The organism is Microcoleus sp. N9_A1 (genome assembly GCF_036701795.1).
Taxonomy (GTDB): Bacteria; Cyanobacteriota; Cyanobacteriia; order Cyanobacteriales; family Microcoleaceae; genus Microcoleus.
The window spans coordinates 1-25,767 of the sequence record NZ_JAUBRI010000080.1; the positions used below are offsets into that span (position 1 = coordinate 1).

The following is a 25,767-nucleotide window of genomic DNA, read 5'->3' on the forward strand; positions in this document are numbered from 1 at the left end:
CGGCGATGATGGTAGCGATATTTTGTGTGGCGATGAAGGTAATGATACTATTTTTGGCGATCACAGGCAAAATCTGCTAGGCGCTGTGGGTGAGGACGGTCAGCAAGACTGTATTAATGGTGGTAGTGGCGATGACCTGGTATACGCCAATGAGGGTCAAGATACTCTCAATGGTGATCAGGGTAATGACACTATTTACGGTGGGAAAGATCACGATATTCTCAATGGGGGTGCAGGAGATGACTGGCTGTTTGGTGATGGGGGAGATGATACTTTGATTGGGGGTATTGGGAATGATCGCTTTGTGTTAAGCGCTAATAGCGGTATGGATACTGTGCTCAATTTTTCCGTAGGAAGTGATAAGTTTGTTCTGGCTGGTGGCTTGAGTTTTGAGGCTTTGCAAATTAATCCGATGGTGAATGGCACGCTGCTACAAGTTGCGGAGACTGGGGAGGTTTTGGCTCAGGTTTTTGGGGCTGATAATTCTCTGACTTCTCTCGATTTTCTCACTCTGGCTCCTTAAGACAAGCATCACAAAAAACAGCGTGTAGGGTTCATTCACACAGCACCTTACCGCTGTTTATTCAAAAAATCTAATCCTAAAAAAATAGCTGCGATGCTTCCTGCTACACAAATTTCTCGGTTTTTTATTTTCAACAAGACTTCAGCAATAGGAACTAAAACTACTTCAATATCTTCTGTAATATCTAATTGTACTTTGCTGATAAGCTTGACATTTTTAGCAAAGTATAGGTAGATAGAATTGGTGTCTTTGACGGGGTTATCATATAAGGTTGCTAGTTCCAACAATTCTTCAGCAACATATCCCGTTTCTTCGGCAAGTTCTCTGGCGGCTGCCGATTTCCCGCTCTCTTCAGCAGGGTTGAAAGATCCAGCAGGCAGTTCCAGCAAAATTTCCCCTACTCCGTGCCTGTATTGGCGCACTAATACAAGTTCTTGCTGCTCTGTCGTCGCAAATACGAGGGCGATATTGGGTCGGACATTAACAAAAAAGTCGTCTATAATTTGTCCGCTTGGCAATTCTATTTCATCTTGTCTAACCTGACACCACTTGTTGTTAAGAACGAAGCGCGATCGCAATAATTTCCATTTAGTTAAATTTTTCATATCGCAATAATGTTAAACTTTCAGGGTCATCCGAAGGCAAAATTTTCCCATCCATAATTTATTTCAGATCAAAAATTTCAGCCAGCCACCATGCCATACAAAAAATTACTCCCAAGATTTTGGGAAGACTTACAAAAATTGACTGTTAATTCTCTACCAGCGGGATTGTTTGCGGAGTCACTGAGTCTGAGTCTAGCAGTCGTCGCAGTTGCGACAGTGCCGGCAACACTGGAACCAGCAAATGCTTCTACAGTCACAAGTTGGAAATTCGATCCGGCGACAAATCAGCTAGAAATTACTCTTCCAGAGGGAACAACCCCCACATATTCTCTACTCAACCCGTCTCAGATTGCTGTGGATTTACCCAATACTGAGATCGGAGTAGATGCAACTCAGCTATATCCGCAAGGCAGAGTGCGTTCTGTGGGGGTGAGTCAACTTCAACCGGGAACGGCGAGAATTCTGGTCAATTTGGCTCCTGGAGTCGGTTTCAGCCCAGGGCAAGTTCTATTCCAAAAAAGTGGGGTAGAAAATCGCTGGGTGTTGCGTCCTTCGATGGCACCGACTCCAATTATGGAAACTTCCGAAACTCAACCCCAGCCTGCCATACAAGTACCGCAAAACCAGCCACCGACTGATTCCAACTCAACTGGTGTCCCAAAGGTCGATCGACCTGAACCTCCTACTTCCCCGAATCCCGCTACAAGTTTTTCGCCGCGGTCAACTTCAAATGACCAAATCCGGCCTCTAAGAGTGCCTTTAGTCAATGTTCGCCTTAACGAACGCCGTCGTGTACAAGCTGCTGCTGTACCCCGCCTAGCCCCTCAAATAACGGCTGCTGCTGCACCCCAACAGCGGACGCTTACTTTTGGTGAACCACTTCCTCGCGGCCGCTCAAATGCTCCTTTGCAGGCTGCAGCTGGGGCGAATGTCTTGTTGCCGGCGGGCACGGAGCTCAGTTTGCTATACCCCGGCGATCGGGCTTTGCGGCTGCAAGCGAAGCCCAGCCGAGAGGAAGTGTTGCTGCTGCAAGGGGAAATTCTCGACAGTCGCGGTAATACGATCGTACCTGCTAATACGCCTGTCATCGGTCGGTTTGAAACGACCAACCTCGGTAGTCGATTTGTGGTCGAAGCTATTAGTCTGAACGGCCGCAATATCCCTCTCTTGGCTCGCTCCCAAGCCGTGGGAGGCCGACGGCCTCAGCCTTCCGATCGCAGTTTGTTGCGAAATACTGGTATTGGTGGCTTAGCTTTGTTCTTGCTGAGCGGCTTTTCTGGTCTCGGTTTGTTGGCGGGAGCAGCCGGTGGTGTTGCTACAACTTACGTCGCGGCTCCTCAACCTGCTACGATTCAACCCGGCCAAATTTTGCAAGTTCAGTTAACCGAAGATTTCCCGCAGTTCGGTTTGTGAATTAAATAATTTGCCTAAGCCTGTGGGATGGGCGTCTCGCCCGTCTATAAGGGACGGGCGAGACGCCCATCCCACAAGAAAATCGCATTGCAGGTTATTTAATTCTCATTCCTTAGAGCAATTTTCCATTCTATGAAATAAAGTAAGGACTTTGGCAAAGCCTAAGTCCTACCCCATATCTGTAATTGACTCAACTGAAAACCGCTATATCGGGGATTTAGAAATTTTGACCTTCCGTGGTTGGAGCTATCGAACCCGGTTGGTTGAGGAACAGGTTTTTAGCGCCGTCGTTTTGGTAGATACAGTTAATTTCGGGTTGAGCTTCCAGGGGGCCGGTGAACCCAAAAGTGTTCATGCGATTTTTGCAATCGCGCACTTGGTCTTGGCTGATGAGTTTTCTTTGTTCCAGAATTGCCCAGTTATTGGTTCGCAAAACGCATCCGGGGCGCATACTTGGCTGCGAGATGTAGACGTTGAAGGGGTTGAGGGTGACGTAGAGGCGCATATCTGTCACCATCGCGCTTGCTCCAAACTGCACGCAAAGTTCTGGGTTCGGGGCGCTGCGATCGATAAATTCACGCGAGGCTACGTTCTCAGGGCTAATTGTAGCTGTGGAGCTAAAGGCAATGCCAATCCCAATTCCCAGAATAAAGACGGCTGTTAAAATCCCTAGGGTGGCGGAATTGAGGAAAGAGGGTTTACCGGACTGAGGTTGACGCCGCGACTGTCCGCCAAATGAGCCGGAGTCTTCATCTCCCCGGGATGGGTCGCCGCTGAATCTGTCGTCGTTGTAGGATTTAGGTTTGCGTTTCATATAAGGTTCCCTCAGTTCTGGAGACTCAACAGGTAGTAGTTTGTTATTTTTAACCGATCTCGCCTTTCTAATATTATGGCGCTAGGAAGGTGGTTGCGGAGGACCCAGGACACCCCCTGTGGGTTTGGTGTTGGGTTCACAGCTCGCGATCGACCAAGGGGCTGCCTTGTCTGAATTTTCAGATTTCAATAAAATAGCTGAAAGTGACATACTCTTGCACAGCGGAGGAATCCGGCTCAAGATTGTTGACAAATTTTAACATTTTACAAGTCAGGAGGTATAGATTAGTGTCTGTCGAAATTATTCAAAAGCCTTCCACAGTCCGCAAGCTTGCACCGCGCTACCGCGTCCTGCTGCACAATGATGATTTCAATCCTATGGAGTACGTGGTGCAGACTTTGATGGCGACGGTACCAAGTCTGACTCAGCCACAGGCGGTAAATGTGATGATGGAAGCCCATACTAACGGGATGGGATTGGTGATTGTTTGCGCTCTCGAACACGCTGAGTTTTACGCTGAAACACTCAATAATCACGGATTGAGCAGCAGCATAGAACCTGACGATTAGAACCTGACGGTACTGCAACGGATTCGCCCAGCCGGTTTCAGACTCATACCGTCAACTCTCATACCAAAAAGCCAAGGGTTAGGCCCTTGGCTTTTTGGTATATTTAATCGGGTAGATATGGAAATTTGAAGAGCATAGGTTGTTCGGAACGGCCGGAAGTGGTTCGGAGCTAGGTGAGCTCTCGCGCCAATTTCAACTCTCCAATCTCAAATCTTTATCCTAGGAAATTAATAACGTCCTCCTCCGCCGCCTCCTCCGCTGCGACCAAATTTGCCTGGGCCGCCACCGCCCCGGTTACCGCCGCCCCGGCCGCCTTCATCTTCACGGGGCTTAGCTTTGTTAACTTTGAGGTCGCGACCCATCCACTCTGCTCCGTCGAGAGCAGCAATCGCTGCATCTTCTTCTGCATCTGTGGACATTTCTACAAAACCAAAGCCGCGGGGGCGACTGGTTTCTCTGTCGGTAGGTAGATGTACTCGCTTAACGGTTCCGTATTCGGCGAAGACGGTGGTGATGTCTTCTTGGGTAACTTGGTAGGATAAGTTACCGACGTATATCGACATGAGGAATAACTCCAAAATTTAGACAGTGCAAAGATTTCAGTTTCGGAGAGTTCCCTGCCGATACAGAAGGGCAAGTTTTTAGACAATTCTGTAGCAATGAACAAAGCCTGCAACCGAATCTGATACACATGGGATTTTAACACAGAATAGTGTCTTTTGAATAGGTTTCAGCAGTTAACTAAGTCTTCTAATTAAACCTAAAACTTTTAGGGTATTCAGAAACCAGGTTTCTCGGTGTGATGTTTTGCCTGCAGTGGAAGCACAGAAAGTTGTGGCGCCCTCTCACCGCAAGAAAGATACGTCTACCTTGCCAAAGTTGGTACTCAAAGCTAGGTTTACGTTTTCCAGGGCTTTGACTAACCACACCACGCCTTCTCGGGTACTGAGTTCGTAGTGACCGAACAAAATTGCCAGCCGCTTTTCTAGGTAGGGCTTGACTTTGCCGCAAATTAGTACGATTTTCAGCAGCAAACCTGTGGTTTGGGTGGGCCCGAGGTTTGAGATTAGGTCGATGAAGACAAAGTGGTTGGGCCGCACAGGACTCTCTACTACTAAAAAATTCAATAACTGGCTGCAAGTTCTGATCATTAAAAATTCATTGAATTTCTGATCATCGCTGTGGGACAGGGTATTTTGTAGTTGCTTATACAATTTTTCGTTAAAGAGACGTTTGCCGTAGCGCTCATCGGTGACAGAAGAAATCAGGTATTCGTACAAGTCGTCTTTAAAAGAGCGGTAGGACTGATGTGTGCTGGCGTTCGCCGTGAAGCGGCCCGCTAGCTGTCTGTAGGTATCGGCTCCCTCTACTTTTCCGACAAATTGCTTGAGGGCAAAAAACAGTTCGGGGTCGCTCAACAGCGTTGGGTTTCTTATAGGTTGTATAAATCTTCCAAAGGAAATTGAGGTTTCTCGACGCGCTGTTTGGGCTTTTCTCACTTGGTGAGCGACGTATTGTGAGAGATTGATCTCAAATTGCTGCTGCTTTTGAGCTTGGATTTTTTTAATGATTTTTTGCTGTTCGTAGGTGCTATCGTCGCTGAGGAGGCAGTGTTTGTAGAGGTAAGGGTAGCGAGGAATTAAGGTTCCGAGGGCAAGGGTAGCAGGGGCTTTGCTGTTGCTGCTATCTTCATTGCTGTGAGTTATGACTTTGGCTAAGCGTTTGAGGGTGAGGTACTGTTCGCTTTCGGTAAAGTGATTTACTAATTGGGGAATGGAGCCTCGCCCCCCCAATCGATTGTATCCAAATAATATTTTGGGCGCTTCTTCAAACAGAGCGATCAATTCAGGGATGGCTGCTTGCTTGCTGGGGTAAGTTTGCCAGCGGTTGATCAGGATGTGGCAGCAGCGGTTGAGGATGTATTTGAATTCTTGTTCAGCGTGTTCTGATCGTGCTATTTTTTCGAGTGCGTCGGCGACGGAGCGATCGGGATATCCGGTACCCTGGACAAACAAAGTGCGAAAGCGGCTGATGAGTTCGGCCGGCTGCTCTCGTTGTACCAACTCTAGCCAATGCTTGTAAAGTAGCTGTTCTTCTTCGTGGCTTTGTCTGTTGTAGTCGTTCACTGTGGATTAACCCTCCGAGGCTGGGGCAGGAGCTTTCAGCGCTATTATCTTGATGAATTGGCCAATGAATCGCAACAATTGAGTCAACCGAGCTTCTCGTCGGATGAGGCTTATGGGTAGAAGCTGTCAGCAGCTTAAGCCGATCGATATTTTTTGCTTAGTTAAACTATTTACCAACACCAGCATGGCATGAATTGTTGGTAATTAGCAAGGCCTTAAATCACCATCTACTTTGTAAAGTATTGGTAAAGATTGTGGGTGGGTACGGGATAATTTCTTAGTGAGGGGACGATTTAGTATTACGATGATCAAGGTCAATCCTGATCCGCAGCCGGCTGTCAGTTGAATTTGAGGTTGGGCGAGGTAGAATTAGCTGTGAAAATAATTATTTGAAATGTGAGTGCTGGTTATGGTTTGTCGCGTAAGTATCGCCCAACTTGCTGAAATTTTAACTGTACCTTTGCCTGCTCTGTCTGAGGGCGTTTTGACAGCTTTAGGGACAGGTATTGCCACAGATACGCGCACTCTTGAGGGGGGTGAAGTATTTTTGGCGCTGCGGGGAGACAATTTTGACGGCCATCAATTTGTGGCAAAAGCTCTGGATTTGGGGGCGATAGCAGCGATTGTCGATCGAGATTGGCAAGAGGAATTGCCTAATTTTCCGGTGTTGCGCGTGGACGATACTTTAAAAGCTTATCAGTCGATCGCCCGTTGGTGGCGTGACCAATTCAGTATACCTATAGTTGCTGTTACTGGTTCTGTAGGTAAAACTACTGTTAAAGAGTTAATTGCGGCGGTTTTGTCAACGAAGGGAAATGTTCTTAAAACTCAATATAACTACAACAATGAAATTGGCGTACCAAAAACTCTGTTGGAGCTTTCGCCGACCCACAATTATGCTGTAATTGAAATGGGAATGCGCGGGAGTGGCGAAATTGCGCTGCTGTCGCAAATTGCGCGTCCTACTGTGGCGGTAATTACTAATGTAGGAACGGCGCATATCGGGCGATTGGGTTCGGAAGAGGCGATCGCCCAAGCTAAGTGCGAGTTGTTAGCCGAAATGCCTAAAGATAGCATTGCTATTCTCAATCACGATGGTGACAGATTAATCGCAACTGCGGCCAAAGTTTGGCAGGGAAAAACTTTAACTTATGGTTTAGAAGGCGGGGATTTGTGCGGAGAATTGCTCAATCATGATACAATACTTATAGAAGGTATAGAATTGCCGCTGCCGCTGCCGGGACGACACAATGCTCTAAATTATTTAGCAGCTTTGGCGGTAGGAAAAGTGTTAGGTATTGATTGGGAAGTTTTAAAGCAAGGTTTGTCTGTGCAGTTACCGGATGGACGGGCGCGCCGCTACGATTTGCCGCAGGATATTGTGATTTTGGATGAGACTTACAATGCTGGTTTGGAGTCGATGTTGGCAGCCCTGAGACTGTTAGCAGATACTCCAGGAAAGCGCCGGATTGCGGTGTTGGGAACGATGAAGGAATTGGGCGACAGGGCGATCGAATTTCACCGACAAGTGGGAAGGGCGACGCGAGATTTGCAGCTTGATGCTTTGTTTGTTTTTGCTGATTTTGAGGAAGCAGCGGCGATGGCTGCGGGTGCGACGGGTTTGCCTTTTGTGGAGGTAGGAGATATTACAGCCAAGGATGGGCGGGAAGATTTAGCAAAGCGGTTGTTGGGATTTGTCGAAAATGGCGATCGTATTTTATTTAAGGCTTCTCATTCAGTTGAGTTAAATCGAGTTGTGGAGAAGTTTAGGGCAGATTTTGCGGGGGAGTAATAGAAGAGAAACTTGGCGGTTTATATCGTTTCCGGTTGCATCGGAATGATACCGAGGACACGGCAGTGCCGTGTCCCTACCCCATTAATTGTAGGGAAACGGCACTGCCGTGTCCTCCGTTTATATCATTCCGATGAAGAGCGGATTTGATATTAAAGAGACTTTTGGCGAACAAGAGTTCTGCCACCGAGACTGGCCTCATTCTGGTTCGCCAAGTGAAGACGATCGCCTCTCCCGCCCTTACTGACTCGCTGTAGCAAGCATTCGCTTTAACACTCGCTGCATCACCTGAAGTTCTTCATCATCCAGGTGACAGGCAAAGTATTCTGCGATTCCTTCAGCGTAAACCGTCCACATTTGTTGTTGCATTGCCAATCCCGCTTCAGTCAGCACCGCATAGGTGCCGTGCCGATCGATCGGACAGGGTTCTCGATATAGCAGTCCGGCTTTTTCCAGGCGATCGGGATTTATTGTAGTGAAATTCGATTTTCTTTAAAGGGCGATCGCAGCTATCCCTCTTGTGGGTTTTTCAAGCGCGTTCTCAGGCGTTGCAGCACATCCATCCGCTCGTGATAAATAGCAACAACCACCATCAGACTTCCCGATCTCATGATGCCAAAAATATAATGGTGCTGACATCGGGTTACGCGCAAACGGGGATGAATGTTTTTCAGATCCCGATAGAAGCCCTGGCTACCCGCAAGGTTTTCAGCACAGGTTTCCAGCGCAGCAACGTAATCTCGCGCCTGGGCTATGCCGTAATTGTTAACGGTGTACTCGATAATATCGGCTAAATCCTCTTCTGCGTAGGAGGTGAGTTCGTATGATGGCATTACACTTTTCCCATCGCCGCCAGCTTCTCTTCCAAAACCTGGCTGAATGTCTTAGCCGATAATTCGCCGCGTTCGGCTTCCGCTATGCGCTCCCTCAGCAGTTCTTTGAGTTCCTGCCAAGCCTGTTCTTCCTCTCGATCGTTAGAAGGAAACAGCCTTTCGAGTACAAACTCTTTAATAGATTTGCCCAGCACAGCCGCCATTGCCTTAATTTGCTGGTGCTGTTCGTCTGTTACCTCGATCGTTATCCTGCTCATAACGCCACATTGATGGAGTACCTTTCTAAGATATCCTAAAATGTAAAAAATTACAATTGTGATTTTTAGACTCTTCCAATTACGATCTACCCTACAAACTATAGACTCATAAGATTATAATTTATGTTTTTGCAAGATTTGAAAATACTTCCCAAAGCTTACCTGGTACTTCTCCACCTTTCACTAAAATGCCAATTTCCTTCAATCGCTTAGCTCTATTAAAGGGATCGCCTGATAGAAAATTATAGCTACTCACTATCGCCATTTCGTCCGAGACAAAAACTTTAGAATGGCATCCTTTCTTTCGTTTGTCCGTAAAAATTCATGGTATCATCAGGGCGATCGCTCAAAGATGATGATATCTGACAAAGATACTGCCCGTTTGATTGAGCGCAAACGTCGATCGCAATTGTACCAGCAGTGCGATCGGGATTTATTTGAGTCATAAGCTGTTCGGCATTTAAAAGACGATAGTAGGGTGCGTCAGTCCATAAGCGTTTCCCTTGTCCAGTAACTATTCTAACTGACGCACCCTACAAGGATCAAACTCACCACAGCACAAGTTTTAGGAGTTCGGGAAGCATAACCTATTTCAGGATATGTCGAAAAAAAGCTAAAATATTAATTAGTTTTCGTTGCACTTGTCATGTCGGAGAACAAATATGAGTTCAGTTGAGGAAACCGAAATGTCAGAAATCGTTGACTTGCCACTCATAGGGTCTGCTGAACAATATCTCTTCTCAGTCAAAGACAATCGAGAGCGTGCTGATAAGCTAAAAGAATTACTTATCCCTAAGCTTAAAATAATCATTAAACAAGCTTGTGACCTAATTCACCAAGTTTATGGCACAGATGTACTCTCAGATTGTCGGATAGTGACTACACCAGCTCATCGCCTTGGAGCCAAGGAAACCCAGCCCTACACAATAGCAACCGCTGGCTTGGCTATAAAAGGAAAAGGTTGGTATTTCCAACAGAGATTCGAGTGTAATTCTTATAGTTTAGTTGTGAAATTTTTTGGATTAAGAGGGCTAGAAAGCAATCCGATTGTTCACGTTCTGAAAAACCATTTAGAAGATGTTACTAGGATTTTGAAGCATGGTAGATATATTATTTCCTCTAATAATATTGCACCGGAAAAATATGGTAAGTTAGAGTATGAGGAGTTCATTAACAGACTGCAATTAATTCATAAAGGAGGTTGGAATGGTACTTATATTCAGAGTCCATCCCTAGTTCTTCCTATTAAAGACCTAGATGCAGCTCAGCCAGTGATTAATAACTTTGTCGAAATCTTTGCTATCTTTCGTGCTGCATCAAATGTGTTTCTTGGTGAGGAAGACCGTTTTGAAGAATACCTAAAATGTTTGTGGGATTGGCAAAATCCGCTTCAGGTTCAGGAATCTGTAACTAATAGATTATTTCCTGATGAAGTAGATGCAGTACAAACATTTCGTGAGGGGGCAGTAAGGCAAGTTTCAGTCAACGCGTATGAACGAGAGCCTAAAGCTCGGCAAAAATGTATTGATTATTACGGTTCAAGTTGCTCTATTTGTGATTTCGATTTTGGCCGAGCTTTTGGGCAACTGGGAAAAGGTTTCATTCATGTTCATCATCTAAGACCCCTTTCAGAAATTGCAGAAGAGTATGAAATTGATCCTATAAAAGATTTGCGTCCTGTTTGCCCAAATTGTCACGCTATGATTCATCGTAGTTCACCACCATTAAGTCTTGAACAAATCAAGATGTTGTTGAAGTCTGCTCGTGGTTCTACTATCTAATATGTGGGGCTTGCTGAATAAGCCGATCGCAAACCCAGACCACGCAATATGCGGTATATTCAGCAAACCCTAATTACTATCAACGGGGTTTTAAACCCAGTTTTCTAATAAAATGCCTACTGTCGGCGAATCATAGCCATCACAGCATCAACCGTAAGTTCCGGGAGAATACCTAAAACTGGTAAAATATCTGCACCCGAACAGATTATAGGTAGCTCCTCACCCTGCCATACCCAAACTTGTTGGTGAGAGAGATCGATTAGCCATGCTAATTGCGTGCCGTTAATGAGGCAGTGGAGGATCTTATTCTGCAATTTTAAAGTGCTTTGATCCAGCGATCGAATTTCAATTAACCAATCCGGTGCGCCGTTAAGTGGTCCGTCTTCATCGGTAAGCCGATCGCCTGCTACAATCGCTATATCTGGTACTGGCGAGTAGGGAAGTACCAAGCAACGCAACTCTGGTATCGCTTCAAATCGATCGGTCCGATCGTTGATATAGTTAACCAAGTTGTGTTGCAGTCGCGAATGAAAAAGGGTTGGCATAGTTTTTTGAACTGCTCGTCCCAGAATAAATTCCCATGCAGGCGAGGATTCAATATCCGGTTGAGCGAGGAAGTCTGTTAGTGAAAGTGTTGCGATCGACTCAATCATATTTTTTTGTCGAACCTCACTGTACTTATTATCTAGATTAGATCCCCGATTTCTTCAAAAAGCGGGGATCTAATTTTTCTGTTTGACTCCAGATAGCACCTACCGGGAGTCAAATACACTACTTCGCAGCTTGACGCTCTTTTGCCGCCTTGATCACTTCTTCAGCGATGTTGCTTGGACAAGGAGAATAGTGGGAGAACGACATGGAGAATTGTCCGCGCCCAGATGTCATGGTACGCAAGTCGCTAATGTAGCCAAACATTTCGCTCAACGGCACATCTGCCTTGATCCGCGCTCCTGTCTGACTTGTCTCCTGAGCTTTCATCATCCCGCGGCGGCGGTTGAGGTCGCCGATTACGTCGCCCATGTAATCATCTGGAGTGAATACATCGACATTCATAATCGGTTCCAGCAACTGAGGGCCTGCTTTGGGGATTGATTGACGATAGGCTGCTTTGGCAGCAATTTCAAAGGCCATCGCCGACGAGTCAACGGGGTGGAAACCACCTTCTAGGAGGGTGAATTTCAAGTCTAAGCAAGGGAATCCAGCTAAGACGCCTTTATCGACGCAGCTTTCAAAGCCTTTTTCGACCGCTGGCCAATACTCTCTGGGCACACTACCACCAGTCACTTTTGACTCAAATATGAAGCCACTTCCAGGCTCACCGGGCTCGATTACATAGCCGATTTTCGCAAATTGACCTGAACCACCTGATTGCTTTTTGTGGGTGTAATCGTCTTCGAGACGCTTGGTAATCGATTCGCGGTAGGCTACCTGCGGTTCGCCAACTTCTACTTCGACGCCGTGGGTGCGCTTGAGAATGTCTACTTTGATGTCGAGGTGTAACTCGCCCATCCCTTTGAGAATCATTTCGCCACTTTCTTGATCCGTCACCATGTGGAAAGATGGGTCTTCTTGTACCATCTTGGTGAGGGCTGCTCCCATCTTTTCTTCGCCGCCTTTCACCTTCGGTCTGACCGAAATCGAAATAACGGGATCGGGGAATACCATCGGCTCTAGGGTTGCGGGATTTTTGGGGTCGCAGATGGTGTGTCCGGTGCGGACGTTTTTCATTCCGACGATCGCCACAATGTCCCCTGCTTGGGCCGATTCAATTTCTTCGCGAGAGTTGGCGTGCATTTCCACCAAACGGCTGATGCGCTCGGTTTTGCCTGTGGCGGTGTTGAGTACGGTGTCGCCTTTGGACAACTTACCGGAGTACAGGCGGGTGAAGGTTAGAGCACCGTAGCGATCGTCCATGATCTTAAACGCCAGTGCCCGCAACGGTCTGTTGGGATCGACGATCGCAAACTCGCCGGTTTCCTCGCCTTCGAGATCGACTTCTGGCTGCGGTGTGACTTCCATCGGGTTTGGTAGGTAGTCAACTACGGCATCGAGAACCAACTGTACGCCTTTGTTTTTAAACGATGAGCCGCAGTAGGTGGGGAAAAATGCCCGATCGCGAGTACCTTTGCGAATACAGCGCTTCAGGTCGTCAATACTCGGTTCGTTGCCTTCGAGATATTGTTCCATCAGAGCGTCGTCTTGCTCGACGGCCAGTTCGATCAACTGTTCGCGGTATTTTTCGACATCATCGACCATATCGGCGGGGACATCTTTGATTTCGTAGTTCATCGGGTCGCCGGAGTCATCCCAGATCCAGGCTTTGCGGGTCAGCAAATCGACTACGCCGCAAAACTTTTCTTCTATGCCGATCGGCAATACCATCACCATCGGCTTAGCTGCGAGGATTTTATCAACTTGCTTGACAACGCGGTAAAAATCTGCACCTGTGCGATCGAGCTTGTTGATGTAGACGATGCGAGCGACTTTGGAATCGTTAGCGTAGCGCCAGTTGGTTTCAGATTGCGGTTCAACTCCACCGGAACCGCAGAACACGCCGATGCCACCATCGAGAACTTTCAGCGAACGGTAAACCTCGATCGTAAAATCGACGTGTCCGGGAGTATCAATGATATTGAGCTGATGCTCGTTCCAGAAGCAGGTGGTAGCAGCGGACTGAATCGTAATACCGCGCTCTTGCTCCTGTTCCATGAAGTCAGTAGTCGCCGCGCCTTCGTGAACTTCACCAATTTTGTGGATTTTACCTGTCAGTTTGAGGATTCTTTCTGTTGTGGTGGTCTTGCCAGCATCTACGTGGGCGAAGATGCCGATATTTCGATAACGAGTGAGATCTTTCATAATTACTGTTGAGATTAAATGCGACGAACCGTCGGCGACCACCTGCAAGCGTGACAAGCGAGGAATCAATGTTGCCTGGTAAGGCCAGTACAGGCCGGATTTCCTTTTCCCTGTTTCTGGCAGGACTATCTTAATTTTGACACTTCCTCGTCATTCCTGCGAAGGATTCTTGGGTCAATAAGTGCTTGAACCATGATAATTCATAAAAATAACCCAGACAAAGCTGAAAAACCCGGTTTCTTTGGTCGGAGAAGACCGGGCGGTTGAAACCGCGTCTACACAAAACCTGCCTCCGCAGGTTGAAGACCTGGCGATTTAAATTGCGTTATTTTATTCAGTCCGCGGAGGCGGACTTCGTTTTTGTAGACGCGGTTTCAACCGCCGTCTAAGTCAAAATCGACCCACTCATCATCCGCTGATATCTCCGCTCCAATTCATCGCGCACCACCGGCCACTGATTCAAACTTTCATCATTCTCAATTACCATTTGAGCCGCCGCCCTCGCCAACTCCAAAACCTCCTGATCCTCCACCAAACTCGCCAAAGCAAAATCCGGCAAACCCGACTGCCGAGTTCCCAAAACCTGACCGGGCCCGCGCAATCTCATGTCCATTTCCGCAATAAAAAAACCATCTTGAGATTGTTCTAAAACCTTCATTCTCTGCATAGCTTCCGCAGTCTTAGAACCGGGCATTAACAAACAATAAGAACGATCGCGCCCCCGACCGACTCGCCCCCGCAACTGGTGCAGTTGCGACAGTCCAAAACGCTCAGAATTTTCAATCAGCATTACCGTTGCATTCGGCACGTCTACTCCCACTTCAACCACAGTAGTAGATACTAAAATATCAGTTTCTTTGTCCCGAAATTTAGTAATTGCCTCATCTTTGTCAGCACTGCTCATCCTACCGTGGAGCAAACCCACCTTAAACTCAGGAAATACACTTTTTTCAAGTTTCTCTTTTTCCTCAATTGCCGATCGCACATCCAACTTTTCCGACTCCTCCACCAGCGGCAGCACCACATAAACTTGACGCCCGCTCGCCACTTCTCGCCGAATCAAATCGTAAGCTTGGAGGCGTTCTTTGGCAGACAGGACGGTCGTTTGAATCGCCTGCCGACCGGGGGGAAGTTCATCAATTTGACTCACATCTAGATCCCCGTGCAGCGTCAGCGCCAGCGTCCGGGGGATGGGAGTTGCCGTCATCGTCAAAACGTGGGGAGCTTCGCCTTTTTGCTGCAATTTAGCGCGCTGCTGCACCCCAAATCTGTGCTGTTCATCAATTACTGCCAAACCCAATTTTCGGAAATTAACTGTATCTTGAATCAGTGCATGAGTTCCCACTAAAACTGGCAATTCTCCGGTTTCTAACTGGCTGTGAATTTCTCGGCGCTTGGCTACTTTTGTGGAACCAGTTAACAGTTCAACAGACAAGTGCATCAAATTAAACCAACCTACCAATTTGCGGTAATGCTGTTCTGCTAAAACTTCTGTCGGTGCCATCAAAGCGGCTTGATAGCCGGATTGAATTGCTGCTAGCATTGCGACTACGGCGACTACAGTTTTGCCAGCCCCGACATCGCCTTGCACTAATCGGTTCATCGGTTGCGGCGAAGCTAAATCGTTGAGGATGTCATTGATGACTCTTTCCTGAGCATTAGTCAAGGCAAAAGGCAAGATTTCATAAAAATGTTCGATCAATTTGCCACTAGGAAGGATGACTGCACTAGCTTGAGCTTTTCTTTGGGTTTGGCGACGCTTTAAAAGGCCTAATTGCAGGTAGAAAAATTCGTCAAAAACTAAGCGGCGGCGGGCGGCGGCGAGACAATCTCGATCGAGCGGAAAGTGAATATTAGTCACAGCATCCGCTAAACCCATTAAACTGTAACGCTCGCGCAAATCCTCCGGTAGCGATTCTGGCAACATTTTCGCCGCCGGCATTGCAGCTAAGATCGATCGCCTCACCGAACCGGCATCCACCCCCTCAGTCAGCGGATAAACAGGTATCAGGCGGCCGACTTTCATCGATTCGATCGCACCGCCGGAGTCGTCTAATACTTCTAACTCGGGATTTTCTAAAGTAATTCCATATTTACCCTGCTTCACCAAGCCCGAAGCTGCTAGCACTGCACCGGTACAATACTCGCGCTTTTTGAATTCTTGCCAGCCGCGATTGCTGTAGCGAGGCCCTGCAAAAAAACGACTAATTTTTATTTCTCCGGTGCGGTCTTTTAAAATTACTTCTAATATGGTTAACTTCTTATTTTTTGGACTAGAAAAGCAATTGCAGCGCTTTACTTCAGCGATTAAAGTTACAGTTTCCCCGGCTACTAGCTCGCGAATTTGTACTTGCTTTGCATAGTCGATGTGGTTGCGTGGATAGTAGTAAAGCAAGTCATATACAGTGTATAAACCCAGTTTTGCCAAGCGGTTGCCGTTGGCAGGGCCGATGCCGGTGACGCGGGTTAACTGTTGGTCTAGAGTCAGGCTGGGGGGTGGGGGTGCTGTACTCAGGGGTGCAGTTCGGGGAACGGAAACTGCTGGGGCGGTTGGTTCAGAAGCGTTTGCGGGTCTGACTTGTCCTGCCTGTTCTTCTTGGTGGCGAGTTTCTTGTTCCCAAACTTGCTCCATTTGTCTCAGAAAACTGACCGTAATGGCGATCGAATGTTGGCGCTGTTCGAGATCTTTCTGAGGGTAGATGTCAAATTCAGCGGCTAGTTGTCTAGCTCGATCGCGCGAAGAACCTGCTACAGAACCTGCCAACTGTCTCAAACTCAGGCCGAGAAACTCGCTGAAGCGGTATTGACTGCCTTGGATGTCGTTAAATCCGCGATCGGCTTCTACTGAAAGAGCTTTTTGCAATCGCTGCCATTCGGGTTGGTTATTAGTCATCAGTCATTAGTAATTAGTCATCAGTCATCAGTCATTAGTCATTAGTCATTAGTCATTAGTCATTAGTCATTAGTCATTAGTTATTAATCATAGCTCAAGAATTCCAGACAACTGACAACTGACAACTGACAACTGACAACTGTCAACTGTCAACTGTCAACTGACAACTGTCAACTGACAACTGACAACTGACAACTGACAACTGTCAATTGACAACTGACTAATCTTCAAACCAACTCGATCTCCAAGCGGACTCAGCCTCCGCCACAGCGAGTTCCCGCTGCTTTTTCTGGTAATCGCGGCCCAGCGAGTTCAACTTTACAGACAGGTTACGAATTTGCTGGCGCCAAGCCGAGGTTCCCGCATCGGCAAACTCTATTTCCGATAGCCGCAGTTTAATCGCTGTAATGTGCAGGGCCCTACTACTAAAGGTTGCTGCCAATTTTCGCGATGCTGATGAGGCATCGGTTTCAATGATTAAGTTTAATAAGTTAGGCGGCCCAGCAACACTATCGCCGGAGGATTCAGCACCAGAAGCAGCTTCTAGAACCGGTTCTGGCAATTGACTCGGCAAGATTCCCGACTGTTGCAGCAAGCGGTTGGTGTCGCGAGAAAGCAGCTTGAGTATATGGACGATCGACTTTTCAATACTCTTTTGCCAGCGTGCCAAACTTTCAGGGGAATTGGCGTTTGGCAATTGATAATTTGCCAATGAAAATAGATAGTTAATTGCGGAAACTTGGTTTTTTTCCTTTTCGTCTTCCTCTTCTTCCTCTTCTTCCTCTTCTTCCTCTTCGTCTTCGTCTTCGTCTTCGTCTTCGTCTTCCTCTTCGTCTTCCTCTTCGTCTTCGTCTTCGTCTTCGTCTTCCTCTATTTCTTCCTCTGCTTCTAATTCAGTCACCAGCGATCGCAATTTTTCCTCCGACGCCGCAGCCAAATCCCTTACAGACTGCTGCATTTTTTGCCTCCCCTCGAAGGACAACTTAAGAAACGACTCCGGTACTGCTTGAGTGCAAAGGTGATAGCAAGCCAAAATTAACTGCTGCCGCACCGCTTGTCCCAACGCAGTTAAATAACCTTCGTAGGTACTGCGAAACTCCAAAGTCAAGGCTGCTAAAGCCTCTTCGAGTCCTGCCAAATCTTGCTCTATTCGCTCTCTTGGTCGCACCATATCTCTCGTATAAAATTAAAATAGGATTTACGCAAGTTTTAAATTTTTACAATTTTTACGCTATCTGTCTGTAGTAGCAAGGTTTGCAGTGTACCTCATACAAATATAGTCTGTCCATAAGTCCTGTAAAAATTAACAATTTAAAATGTGAAAAATTAATTTTTCACATTTTAAATTGTTAATTCTCAATCTTAGTTTGGGATTATTTAGCACCCATTTGGGCTGCCACTTCATCGGCAAAGTTAGCTTCTACCTTTTCAATGCCTTCGCCCAAGACAAAACGCACGAAGCGGCGCACTTGGACATTTTCGCCAATTTGGGCGATCGTTTGTTTCACCAACTCTTCCACCGAGATATTCTGATCTCTAATAAAAGGCTGATCCATCAAACATAACTCTTTCATGCGCTTCTCAATCCGCCCTTGAACAATCTTTTCTTTGATGTTGTCCGGCTTGTTGCCCAAGTCATCCTTGCCCATTTCAATTGCCTTTTCTCTTTCGACAATTTCGGCGGGGATATCTTCAACTTTCACGTATTCCACATTTGGGCAAGCTGCAATTTGCATTGCAATATTGCGTACCAAAGTTTGGAAATCTTCGCGGCGGGCGACAAAATCGGTTTCGCAGTTAACTTCCACCAACACGCCGACGCGGCCGCCGGTGTGAATATAGCTGCCTACTATACCTTCTGAGGCAACTCGTCCACCTTTGTTACCTGCCGAAGCCAGACCTTTTTTCCGCAGCCACTCAATGGATGTTTCGATATCGCCATCGTTTTCAACCAGGGCTTTTTTGCAGTCCATCATGCCCGCGCCGGTTTTCTCGCGCAGTTCTTTAACAAGTTTTGCAGATATATCCGCCATCTTCCTTAAGTTCCCAATCAAAATTAGTTATTAGTCATTAGTCATTAGTCACCAGTCATCAGTCATTAGTCATTAGTCACTAATTTTAATGTTAATGATTAGACCAAAGTGAATAAATACCCACTCGATCTTAGTACCGACTTTGTACGTGTAGCACCATAATTAATTTTGGTGCTAACACTAACACAATGAATGCTTTTGCCAGAATTATACTAATGACTTAGACTCGTGCCATGTACAATTAAAAATTAAAAATATCCAACTAAAAATAATAATTATTTTTAATTTTCAATCTTTAATTTTTAATTTCCTGGTGTCAAATTCCGATCGCAATATTAGCTTTCGGTTTCTTCGCTTTCAGCCTCAGCTTCGTCGGGATCTACATAATTGGGGTCATCCAATTCTTCGATTTCGCTATCATATTCAGCGCCTTCATAACCACCTTCGTAGTCGTAGTCTTCGTCAGCGTCGCCGCCCTGCTGACCGTGACGACCTTCGTAAATGGCATCAGCCAACTTGCCGACAATCAGCTTGATCGATCGAATAGCATCGTCATTTGCCGGAATCGCAATGTCAACCAAATCCGGGTCGCAATTGGTGTCCAACAGAGAGACGATGGGAATTCCCAACTTTTGGCATTCCAACACAGCATTATACTCGCGGCGTTGGTCTACCAGCACCACTCCGTCAGGAATCTTACGCATAGTTTTGATTCCGCCCAGATACTTCTGGAGTTTTGCCATTTCTCGGCGCAGCACCGAAGCTTCTTTTTTCGGCAACATATCGAGAGCACCGATTTCCTCGCGGCGCTCCAAATCCTTGAGGCGCTCGACTCGCGACTTAATCGTCGTCCAGTTGGTGAGCATTCCACCAAGCCAGCGCTGGTTGACGTAGTAAGCGCCGCAGCGTTGAGCTTCTTGGGCTACAATCCCGGCAGCTTGGCGCTTCGTACCCACGAACAAAAACTTTTTGCCTTTTTCCGAGGCCACTCTCATGTACTCGTAGGCATCTTCCATAAGCTGAGCGGTTTGCACGAGGTCGATGATGTGAACCCCGTTGCGCTCTGTAAAAATGTAGGGAGCCATTTTCGGGTTCCACCGACGGGTTTGGTGTCCGAAGTGAACTCCTGACTCTAGCATTTGAGCCAAACTGACTACTGGCATTGTATTTTGAACTCCTGTATTCGGGTTAATCCTCCACCCGGTAGTATTTCTCAAGGCTTGCGCCCTCGAAACACCCGAAAACCCGGATGTGCGAATTTAAACAACTTTTCTAGTTTATCACAGCGCGCGCTACTTTTTCTAACAATCTGATATCTGTAGGGTTGGCTTGGCACTCGGATGTGAGATTTAATGGGCGGGTTGGGTGCGGGGTGTGCACGATGCGGTTAGAGTTACTCGCAAGCGCTTCTTAAAAACGAAAAATCTAGGTGGGAGGTTGCCAAAGCCTTTGTTCGCTTGCTTGTGAGAGAATGGCGTTGTTGGTGCCTCTGGCGCCTTTTACCTTCGATCGAGCTGGTATCCATTTTTTCGATCGGCAATTCAGTCAGCTTTAGTAGCCTGCCCTCTCGATCCGCAAAAATCCCAAAGCTAAAAACGCCATGCCCATCCCCATTCTCGTCTTGCTTGAAGTTCTAATTGTGATCGCACTTTCGAGACTTGTCGGTTTAGCATTTCGATCGATCAAACAACCTCAAGTCATTGGAGAGATTGTCGCAGGAATTATGCTCGGCCCTTCTCTGTTGGGCTTAATTGCACCAGATTTAGCAACAGCACTTTTTCCCGCCGAAGCCGTTCCATTCCTCAACGTCCTATCTGAAGTGGGGCTAATATTTTTCATGTTTTTAATTGGTTTGGAACTGAATCCCAAGTATCTCAAAAGCAATTTAGATATAGCAATTTTAACTTCCCACGTCAGCATTTTAGTGCCGTTTTCCCTGGGAAGCATCCTAGCACTGCTGCTGTATCCGATCGTTTCAAATAATAGCGTTTCCTTTACCGCCTTTGCTTTGTTTTTGGGCGCTGCGATGTCAATTACGGCCTTTCCGGTGCTGGCAAGAATTATTACCGAGCACAACTTGCAGAATACAAAATTGGGGACGCTGGCCCTGACTTGCGCTGCGGTAGATGACGTAACGGCGTGGTGTTTGTTAGCGGTGGCGATCGCAGTTACTCGAACTAATTCGATGTTGGGCGCTTTGCCGACCATTATTGCATCTTTAATTTACATTGGTTTCATGATGACTGTAGTTCGCTGGTTCTTGCAGCGGCTTTCCAAGCACTACAACCGCACGGGCAGATTAACGCAGTTAGTGCTGGCGGGAATTTACATGGGAGTTGTAGCTTCTGCCTTAATTACTGAATTGATCGGCATTCATTTAATCTTCGGTGCATTTTTGCTTGGGGCTGCAATGCCAAAAAATGCCGGACTCACCAGAGAATTAGCTGAAAAAACCGAAGATTTTGTCCTAATATTTCTGCTGCCAATCTTTTTTGCTTACAGCGGTTTGCGTACTCAAATCGGCCTGCTCAACAGTCCCGAATTATGGCTGCTGTGCGCCGCAGTTTTGGGAGTAGCAATTGTCGGCAAATACGTCGGCACTTATGCGGCTGCTAGAGTCTGCGGCATTAGCAACCGGGAAGCTTCTGCGCTTGGTTGGATGATGAATACTCGCGGTTTGACTGAACTAATTGTGCTGAATATCGGTCTTTCTCTGGGTGTAGTTTCGCCGCTACTATTTACAATGTTAGTCATCATGGCTTTAGTGACAACTTTTATGACTTCGCCGCTGTTGGAGTGGACTTATCCAAAACGGTTAATTAGATTAGATATTTCAGAAGTTAACTCTGAGGATTCAGAATTAGAAGATTCACAAAGTGGTGACAGCAGCGAAGAAATTGCTAACAAATTGCTGCACACTTATCGAATTTTAGTACCTGTTGCCAATCCCAGCACGCAGAAAGGTTTACTGCGACTAGCGGTAGCGCTGGCGCAGCCGGCTGCTGGTATGGGCGGTGATGATTTAAAGTCGGCGGCGGTTCATCCTCTGAGTTTGATAGAATTAAATGATGACTATGCATTTGAAAGTACGCCTGCAGAAGCCGATCGCATTATTCAAGAACGCCACTCGAAATTATCAGAATTGATTGATAGTTTGGAACTGGCAGAGGCGAGAAAATTCGTACATCCCATCATTCGGGTTACTAATGATGTGGCGCGGGAAACGGCACAAATTGCGGAGATCGATCGCGCGGATTTGATTTTGGTAGGATGGCACAGGCCGACTTTTAGCAGCAACCGTTTGGGAGGACGTGTCGGCCAAATTCTCAGCAATGCTAAGGTGGATGTAGCAATTTTTGTTGACAGAGGTCGGGAAAAATTGAATAACTTGTTAGTACCTTACGCGGCAAATATTCATGATGATTTGGGGTTAGAATTGGCGCTGAGACTATTAGTTAATAGCGAGGAACGCCGTTTGACGGTGCTGCGGGTGGCGGTTGACGGGGAATCTGGAAACGAGCTGAGTTACGAGTTTCAACGAGTGATGGAACAGTTGCCGGTTGAGGTACGATCGCGCATTGAAACTCCAATTGTGGAGGCTGCTGAGCCAATTCAAGCGGTGATTGCTGCTTCTGCTAATGCTGATTTGACTATTGCGGGTACGAGTCGGGAGTGGGGAATTGAGCGCCAAACTTTGGGACAGTATACTGATGAATTGGCGGTGCAGTGTCATTCTTCGCTGCTGATTGCACGGTGTTACGTTAAAGCGCGATCGCACTTGGCTTCGGTACTTCCTCAAATGTAGTCAGTTGACAGTTGGCAGTTGACAGTTGGCAGTTGGCAGTTGGCAGTTGGCAGTTGACAGTTGGCAGTTGGCAGTTGACAGTTGACAGTTGACAGTTGACAGTTGACAGTTGGCAGTTGGCAGTTGTTATTAGTTATTGGTTATTGGTGAGTTAGTACCAATGCCCAATGCCCAATTCCCAATGCCCAATTCCCAATTCCCAATGCCCAATTCCCAATTCCCACCCTTCGACTTCGCGAGCGGGCAAGATGCCCAATTCCCAATGCCCAATGCCCAATTCCCAATTCCCAATTCCCAATTCCCAATTCCCAATTACTAATTACCAATTACTAATTACCAAGATTATGAATCATTTAAGCCTTAAATCGCTGGCATTTTACGGGATTGCGATCGGTTCAGTTTCACTGCTGTTTAAAGTAGTAACTGCTTATGGGGAAGCAAATTTAAAGGCTCCTCCGGCAATTGCGGGAAATTATCGCTTCGATCCTAACAGTTTGCCCGAATGTCTGAAATCTGATGTTTTGGTATTGACAATCGAGCAATCGGGTGTTTATTTGAGCGGTAATTTGCGATCGGGCAGCAGCGAGGGCGATCGTGAAAAAATAGCCGAGGAGACACCTTCTCTACATGGCAAGTGGGAAACTCAAGGATTAAGTTTGTCGGGTGCGGTTCCTAATTTAGCCGGTTGCCGCGATGCCACAGCAACGGGTCAAAACAGTTCTGTTAGAATGCGAGGAATTGTGGAGGGAGAAAGCCTCAAGGGAAAAATTAGTCTAACTGATAAGGCGGGGGCTACTGATTTTACGGCTCAAAAAGAAGCGCAGCCGAAACCCCAGAAGAATGAGCATTGATCGATCCCTATTGGGATCGATAATTGTCACATTCATTGTCAGTTTCCGACTCTGTGATATTAAATCCGGTTAGGTCGGAAGGATGTCTAGGGTGCGATCGTCCCGCTCGCTTTCGGGAACTACAGCGCGACCCTGGAAAAATTATAATTTCAGATACGGGCGATCGAACTCTCGCCGGAACTCGCCCGCGACGGTCGGTTGCTGCTAGATTGTAAAGATATACATAAAAGTCAACGATCGAAATAAAGTATCGCTGAGGAGTCGTCGGTTCTGAATTTGTCATGCCCGATACCCCACATACCCGTATAGTTTGTTTGGAATGGATGTTGCCGTGATCTTAATGCCGTCAGAAACTTCGCTTACCCAGTCAAACCCGTTGATTTTAGACAGTTTGCCAGACTTGTCGCCGAACGATGGCGGGTGTCCCCGCCGGGCCAGATTGCAAATTGACTTGATGTTGCTGGCGATCGAAGCCTTGTATCTCGGAGGTGCCGAAGAAATGCTGGCAGTGTCAAAAGACCTGGAATTGGAATCAATTATCAAAAATCGGGTTGCCCTTTGGCTGATGCGTAATACTAACCCGCTGAGACGCTATACCCAGCGCCGCTCCCTTACGATTGTGGAGGCAAAAGCGCTGGTGGCGATCGCCTGTAATATGGCGCGTAAGTTAACCGCGACAATTCGGCAGTTGCTGCTAGATTCGCAGCAGTTGCGATCGAGAAATATCCCCCTCAGCGAGAACTTGCAGCTTGCCGAGTATTTAGAACGCTTTCGAGCTCATTTTCGATCGCGCATGAACCCCAAGCGATCGCTAGTTGCAGCTTACGATTCCGACGACAAGCTCAACGAACTAGCTTTGAACTTGTTGAGTAAACTGCTATTTTGTACAGGCACAGCCGGAATGCAGCGCTTCTGGGTTAGCCTGTTTGATGGAGAAGTTGAATAAAAAATGACTATTAGGCGTCAGTACAGTCTGCCAAATTGCACCCTAGTTCTAGAAGGGTTGAGCGATGGATCGGCAGCCAGCCAGTTAGATATACGGCCGGTGCTTTCCATATTAATGAGCGCTGAATGCTATGTGAAAGGTCTCGGCGAGCCCCTGACGGGGGGGCGGGAGTTTTTTGAAAGCTTGGTGAGGGCCGTCAGCAGCTACGCCCAAGAATTTATGAGCGGAGTGCATTATCCCGATCGCTACGGCCCGAATGTGGGTATGGTGCAGTTACACAGAATTGACTGGAATTTGCACCGATTGACCGTTATACCCGCCTCCACAGGCAGCGCAACCCAAATCGATCAAAAAACAGAACTGTCGGCAAAAGTTGATTTGACGACGGTACAGCTATTTGACTTGGTAGAGGCGATCGATCAATTTTTTGCCGACACCCAGACGCTGCCGGAATTGTCGCTGCAATTAACCCCAATTTCCAAGCGTTATATCAAGTCGGCCGAACCTTTGGCGAAGCGGAGTTTGCCTGCTGTCGTGGGGGTGTCGAGTTTGGCTTTGGCGGCGATGGCGTTTTTCTTGGTGCCGGTGCCGGAAGTCCAGCGCCAGAGAGATCCGGTGCCGCAGCCCAATCCAGCGGGCCAGAATCAGGGGACGCCGAATCCGGGCGGATCGGGTTCGCCTAATCCCAATCCCACGCCTCCTGCTGACGGTTTGCTGCCTGGGAATAGGACTCCGAATACTGAACCGAGTTCGCCGACTCCGAACTCCGCGCCGCAGTCGGAGGCTTCACCTAGTGCCACACCGCAGTCGAACACTTCGCCGGAAAGCACGCCCCGTCCTGTTTCTGAAGGTTTGGCAAGCCCTGATGCTGCAGCCGTGCCGATTACCGATCCGGCAGAAATCGAGCTGTTGAAGGGCCAACTTTCCCAGCAAATTGACGGAGTTGTGAAAAATCAGCCTGCTGTTGATGCGGAGTTGGTTTATCGGGTGAGTGTGGCCCAAGACGGCGCGATTGTCGGTTACAAGTCGGAGAATTCCGCCGCAGTCGATCGATCCGAAGCGCCGTTGTCGGAGTTGCTTTACAAACCGATTGGCACCAGGCCACCTGCAGAACCGCTGGCTGATTTCCGAGTAGTTATTGCACCTGGGGGCACTGTTGTAGTCACTCCTTGGTAATGGTTGATTGTTGACTGTTAACGGTTAACGGTTGACTGTTAACGGTTGACTGTTGACTGATACCAAATCCCGCTTAAATGCTCCCTCAATCTCTTAGTCTGCGGAGGCAGACTTGGTTTTTCTAGTAGGGATTTCAATCGCCGAATTATCTACAAACAGATTGCTGATTCAAAGGCCAATAAGCTGTTTTGCATCTAGATTGCCTATGGTATTAGAGAGGGAGAGGGGGAGAAGGGGAGAGGGGGAGAGGATTTGACGATTTTTGATCGGGACTCGAAAGATACAATTTAAATGCACAAAAGCTTACGGTTCAGTTAAAACTATTTATTCCTCGGAGATCCCCCTAAATCCCCCTTAAGAAGGGGAGTAGGGGTTGACTTTGAGTAAGTTCTTGTCCCCCCCTTTTTTAGGGGGGCTAGCAGGGTGGATTAATTGTCGAGAGGTTAAATCAAGGCTATGAAGGCTATTGACAGACATTATGCGAGGCATTTAAC

Annotated in this window: 26 protein-coding genes; 10 read left to right on the plus strand and 16 right to left on the minus strand. The window is 47.2% G+C overall.

What is annotated here, in order from left to right:
- Positions 1 to 523 (plus strand): calcium-binding protein (locus QUA58_RS26485; protein ID WP_445301903.1); only part of this gene is annotated, 523 nt, incomplete at its 5' end.
- A 47-nt stretch (positions 524 to 570) separates the two neighbouring features.
- On the opposite strand, the gene QUA58_RS26490 is transcribed toward QUA58_RS26485, so the two are convergent.
- On the minus strand, positions 571 to 1,128 hold the full coding sequence (locus QUA58_RS26490) for an NUDIX hydrolase (protein ID WP_333396970.1): 558 nt from the start codon (positions 1,126 to 1,128) through the stop codon (positions 571 to 573).
- Between the two features lie 90 nt (positions 1,129 to 1,218).
- Between QUA58_RS26490 and QUA58_RS26495 the strand changes: the two genes are divergently transcribed.
- Positions 1,219 to 2,541 (plus strand): AMIN domain-containing protein, encoded by a 1,323-nt coding sequence (locus tag QUA58_RS26495; protein ID WP_333248149.1) that lies wholly within the window; start codon positions 1,219 to 1,221, stop codon positions 2,539 to 2,541.
- A gap of 217 nt (positions 2,542 to 2,758) precedes the next feature.
- Here QUA58_RS26495 and QUA58_RS26500 read toward each other — a convergent pair whose 3' ends face one another.
- Positions 2,759 to 3,355: a DUF3172 domain-containing protein gene (locus QUA58_RS26500; protein ID WP_190736215.1), complete on the minus strand. Its 597-nt coding sequence runs from the start codon at positions 3,353 to 3,355 to the stop codon at positions 2,759 to 2,761.
- Positions 3,356 to 3,642: 287 nt separating this feature from the next.
- On the opposite strand from QUA58_RS26500, the gene clpS reads away from it, so the two are divergent.
- A complete protein-coding gene (clpS, locus tag QUA58_RS26505; protein WP_015178019.1) occupies positions 3,643 to 3,924 on the plus strand; it encodes an ATP-dependent Clp protease adapter ClpS in 282 nt (93 codons plus the stop codon).
- 227 nt (positions 3,925 to 4,151) lie between these two features.
- Here clpS and QUA58_RS26510 read toward each other — a convergent pair whose 3' ends face one another.
- Together QUA58_RS26510 and QUA58_RS26515 are read right to left on the minus strand one after the other, a co-directional pair.
- The gene (locus QUA58_RS26510) at positions 4,152 to 4,487 is read right to left on the minus strand and encodes an RNA-binding protein (RefSeq protein ID WP_333248148.1); all 336 of its coding nucleotides are present in this window, start codon (positions 4,485 to 4,487) and stop codon (positions 4,152 to 4,154) included.
- A 282-nt stretch (positions 4,488 to 4,769) separates the two neighbouring features.
- Positions 4,770 to 6,050: a hypothetical protein gene (locus QUA58_RS26515; protein ID WP_333396972.1), complete on the minus strand. Its 1,281-nt coding sequence runs from the start codon at positions 6,048 to 6,050 to the stop codon at positions 4,770 to 4,772.
- Between the two features lie 409 nt (positions 6,051 to 6,459).
- Here QUA58_RS26515 and QUA58_RS26520 point away from each other — a divergent pair, with 409 nt between their 5' ends.
- Positions 6,460 to 7,842, plus strand: a complete 1,383-nt coding sequence (locus QUA58_RS26520; RefSeq protein ID WP_333396974.1) for a UDP-N-acetylmuramoyl-tripeptide--D-alanyl-D-alanine ligase — start codon at positions 6,460 to 6,462, stop codon at positions 7,840 to 7,842.
- Between the two features lie 109 nt (positions 7,843 to 7,951).
- Positions 7,952 to 8,089, plus strand: coding sequence for a hypothetical protein (locus QUA58_RS26525; RefSeq protein WP_333396977.1), 138 nt, complete (start codon positions 7,952 to 7,954; stop codon positions 8,087 to 8,089).
- Here the strand turns inward: QUA58_RS26525 and QUA58_RS26530 are convergent.
- From QUA58_RS26530 to QUA58_RS26545, 4 genes are all read right to left on the minus strand, one after another.
- Positions 8,083 to 8,211: a hypothetical protein gene (locus tag QUA58_RS26530; protein ID WP_333396980.1), complete on the minus strand. Its 129-nt coding sequence runs from the start codon at positions 8,209 to 8,211 to the stop codon at positions 8,083 to 8,085. The genes QUA58_RS26525 and QUA58_RS26530 overlap by 7 nt on opposite strands.
- A gap of 140 nt (positions 8,212 to 8,351) precedes the next feature.
- Positions 8,352 to 8,675 carry a type II toxin-antitoxin system RelE/ParE family toxin gene (locus QUA58_RS26535; protein ID WP_015178023.1) on the minus strand — a complete coding sequence of 108 codons (324 nt, stop codon included), beginning with the start codon at positions 8,673 to 8,675 and terminating at the stop codon, positions 8,352 to 8,354.
- The gene (locus QUA58_RS26540; protein WP_333396983.1) at positions 8,675 to 8,932 is read right to left on the minus strand and encodes an antitoxin; all 258 of its coding nucleotides are present in this window, start codon (positions 8,930 to 8,932) and stop codon (positions 8,675 to 8,677) included. Before QUA58_RS26540 ends, QUA58_RS26535 begins: the two co-directional genes overlap by 1 nt.
- 284 nt (positions 8,933 to 9,216) lie before the next feature.
- Complete coding sequence (locus QUA58_RS26545; RefSeq protein WP_333396984.1) at positions 9,217 to 9,378, minus strand: hypothetical protein; 162 nt, start codon at positions 9,376 to 9,378, stop codon at positions 9,217 to 9,219.
- Between the two features lie 216 nt (positions 9,379 to 9,594).
- Here QUA58_RS26545 and QUA58_RS26550 point away from each other — a divergent pair, with 216 nt between their 5' ends.
- The gene (locus tag QUA58_RS26550) at positions 9,595 to 10,713 is read left to right on the plus strand and encodes an HNH endonuclease (protein ID WP_333396985.1); all 1,119 of its coding nucleotides are present in this window, start codon (positions 9,595 to 9,597) and stop codon (positions 10,711 to 10,713) included.
- A gap of 116 nt (positions 10,714 to 10,829) precedes the next feature.
- Here the strand turns inward: QUA58_RS26550 and QUA58_RS26555 are convergent, their stop codons facing one another.
- The 6 genes from QUA58_RS26555 to rpsB form a co-directional block, all read right to left on the minus strand.
- Complete coding sequence (locus QUA58_RS26555; protein ID WP_333396986.1) at positions 10,830 to 11,366, minus strand: Uma2 family endonuclease; 537 nt, start codon at positions 11,364 to 11,366, stop codon at positions 10,830 to 10,832.
- A gap of 118 nt (positions 11,367 to 11,484) precedes the next feature.
- Positions 11,485 to 13,569 (minus strand): elongation factor G, encoded by a 2,085-nt coding sequence (gene fusA / locus QUA58_RS26560; protein ID WP_333396988.1) that lies wholly within the window; start codon positions 13,567 to 13,569, stop codon positions 11,485 to 11,487.
- Positions 13,570 to 13,954: 385 nt separating this feature from the next.
- A complete protein-coding gene (gene recG, locus QUA58_RS26565; RefSeq protein ID WP_333396991.1) occupies positions 13,955 to 16,462 on the minus strand; it encodes an ATP-dependent DNA helicase RecG in 2,508 nt (835 codons plus the stop codon).
- 220 nt (positions 16,463 to 16,682) lie between these two features.
- The gene (locus QUA58_RS26570) at positions 16,683 to 17,633 is read right to left on the minus strand and encodes a hypothetical protein (RefSeq protein ID WP_333396993.1); all 951 of its coding nucleotides are present in this window, start codon (positions 17,631 to 17,633) and stop codon (positions 16,683 to 16,685) included.
- A gap of 202 nt (positions 17,634 to 17,835) precedes the next feature.
- On the minus strand, positions 17,836 to 18,495 hold the full coding sequence (gene tsf / locus QUA58_RS26575; RefSeq protein WP_333248135.1) for a translation elongation factor Ts: 660 nt from the start codon (positions 18,493 to 18,495) through the stop codon (positions 17,836 to 17,838).
- Positions 18,496 to 18,830: 335 nt separating this feature from the next.
- Positions 18,831 to 19,658, minus strand: coding sequence for a 30S ribosomal protein S2 (gene rpsB, locus QUA58_RS26580; protein ID WP_333248133.1), 828 nt, complete (start codon positions 19,656 to 19,658; stop codon positions 18,831 to 18,833).
- Between the two features lie 437 nt (positions 19,659 to 20,095).
- On the opposite strand from rpsB, the gene QUA58_RS26585 reads away from it, so the two are divergent.
- Positions 20,096 to 22,300 carry a cation:proton antiporter domain-containing protein gene (locus QUA58_RS26585; protein WP_333248131.1) on the plus strand — a complete coding sequence of 735 codons (2,205 nt, stop codon included), beginning with the start codon at positions 20,096 to 20,098 and terminating at the stop codon, positions 22,298 to 22,300.
- 151 nt (positions 22,301 to 22,451) lie between these two features.
- On the opposite strand, the gene QUA58_RS26590 is transcribed toward QUA58_RS26585, so the two are convergent.
- Entirely contained in the window at positions 22,452 to 22,598 is a 147-nt protein-coding gene (locus QUA58_RS26590) for a hypothetical protein (protein ID WP_333396994.1), read from the minus strand.
- Positions 22,599 to 22,644: 46 nt separating this feature from the next.
- On the opposite strand from QUA58_RS26590, the gene QUA58_RS26595 reads away from it, so the two are divergent.
- Positions 22,645 to 23,151, plus strand: coding sequence for a hypothetical protein (locus QUA58_RS26595; protein WP_333396996.1), 507 nt, complete (start codon positions 22,645 to 22,647; stop codon positions 23,149 to 23,151).
- A gap of 7 nt (positions 23,152 to 23,158) precedes the next feature.
- Here QUA58_RS26595 and QUA58_RS26600 read toward each other — a convergent pair whose 3' ends face one another.
- Entirely contained in the window at positions 23,159 to 23,434 is a 276-nt protein-coding gene (locus tag QUA58_RS26600; RefSeq protein WP_333248125.1) for a hypothetical protein, read from the minus strand.
- 36 nt (positions 23,435 to 23,470) lie between these two features.
- Here QUA58_RS26600 and QUA58_RS26605 point away from each other — a divergent pair, with 36 nt between their 5' ends.
- Both QUA58_RS26605 and QUA58_RS26610 read left to right on the plus strand, forming a co-directional pair.
- Positions 23,471 to 24,097: a DUF3038 domain-containing protein gene (locus tag QUA58_RS26605; protein WP_333248123.1), complete on the plus strand. Its 627-nt coding sequence runs from the start codon at positions 23,471 to 23,473 to the stop codon at positions 24,095 to 24,097.
- Between the two features lie 3 nt (positions 24,098 to 24,100).
- Entirely contained in the window at positions 24,101 to 25,273 is a 1,173-nt protein-coding gene (locus QUA58_RS26610) for a DUF4335 domain-containing protein (RefSeq protein ID WP_333396998.1), read from the plus strand.
- Positions 25,274 to 25,767 lie beyond the last annotated feature (494 nt).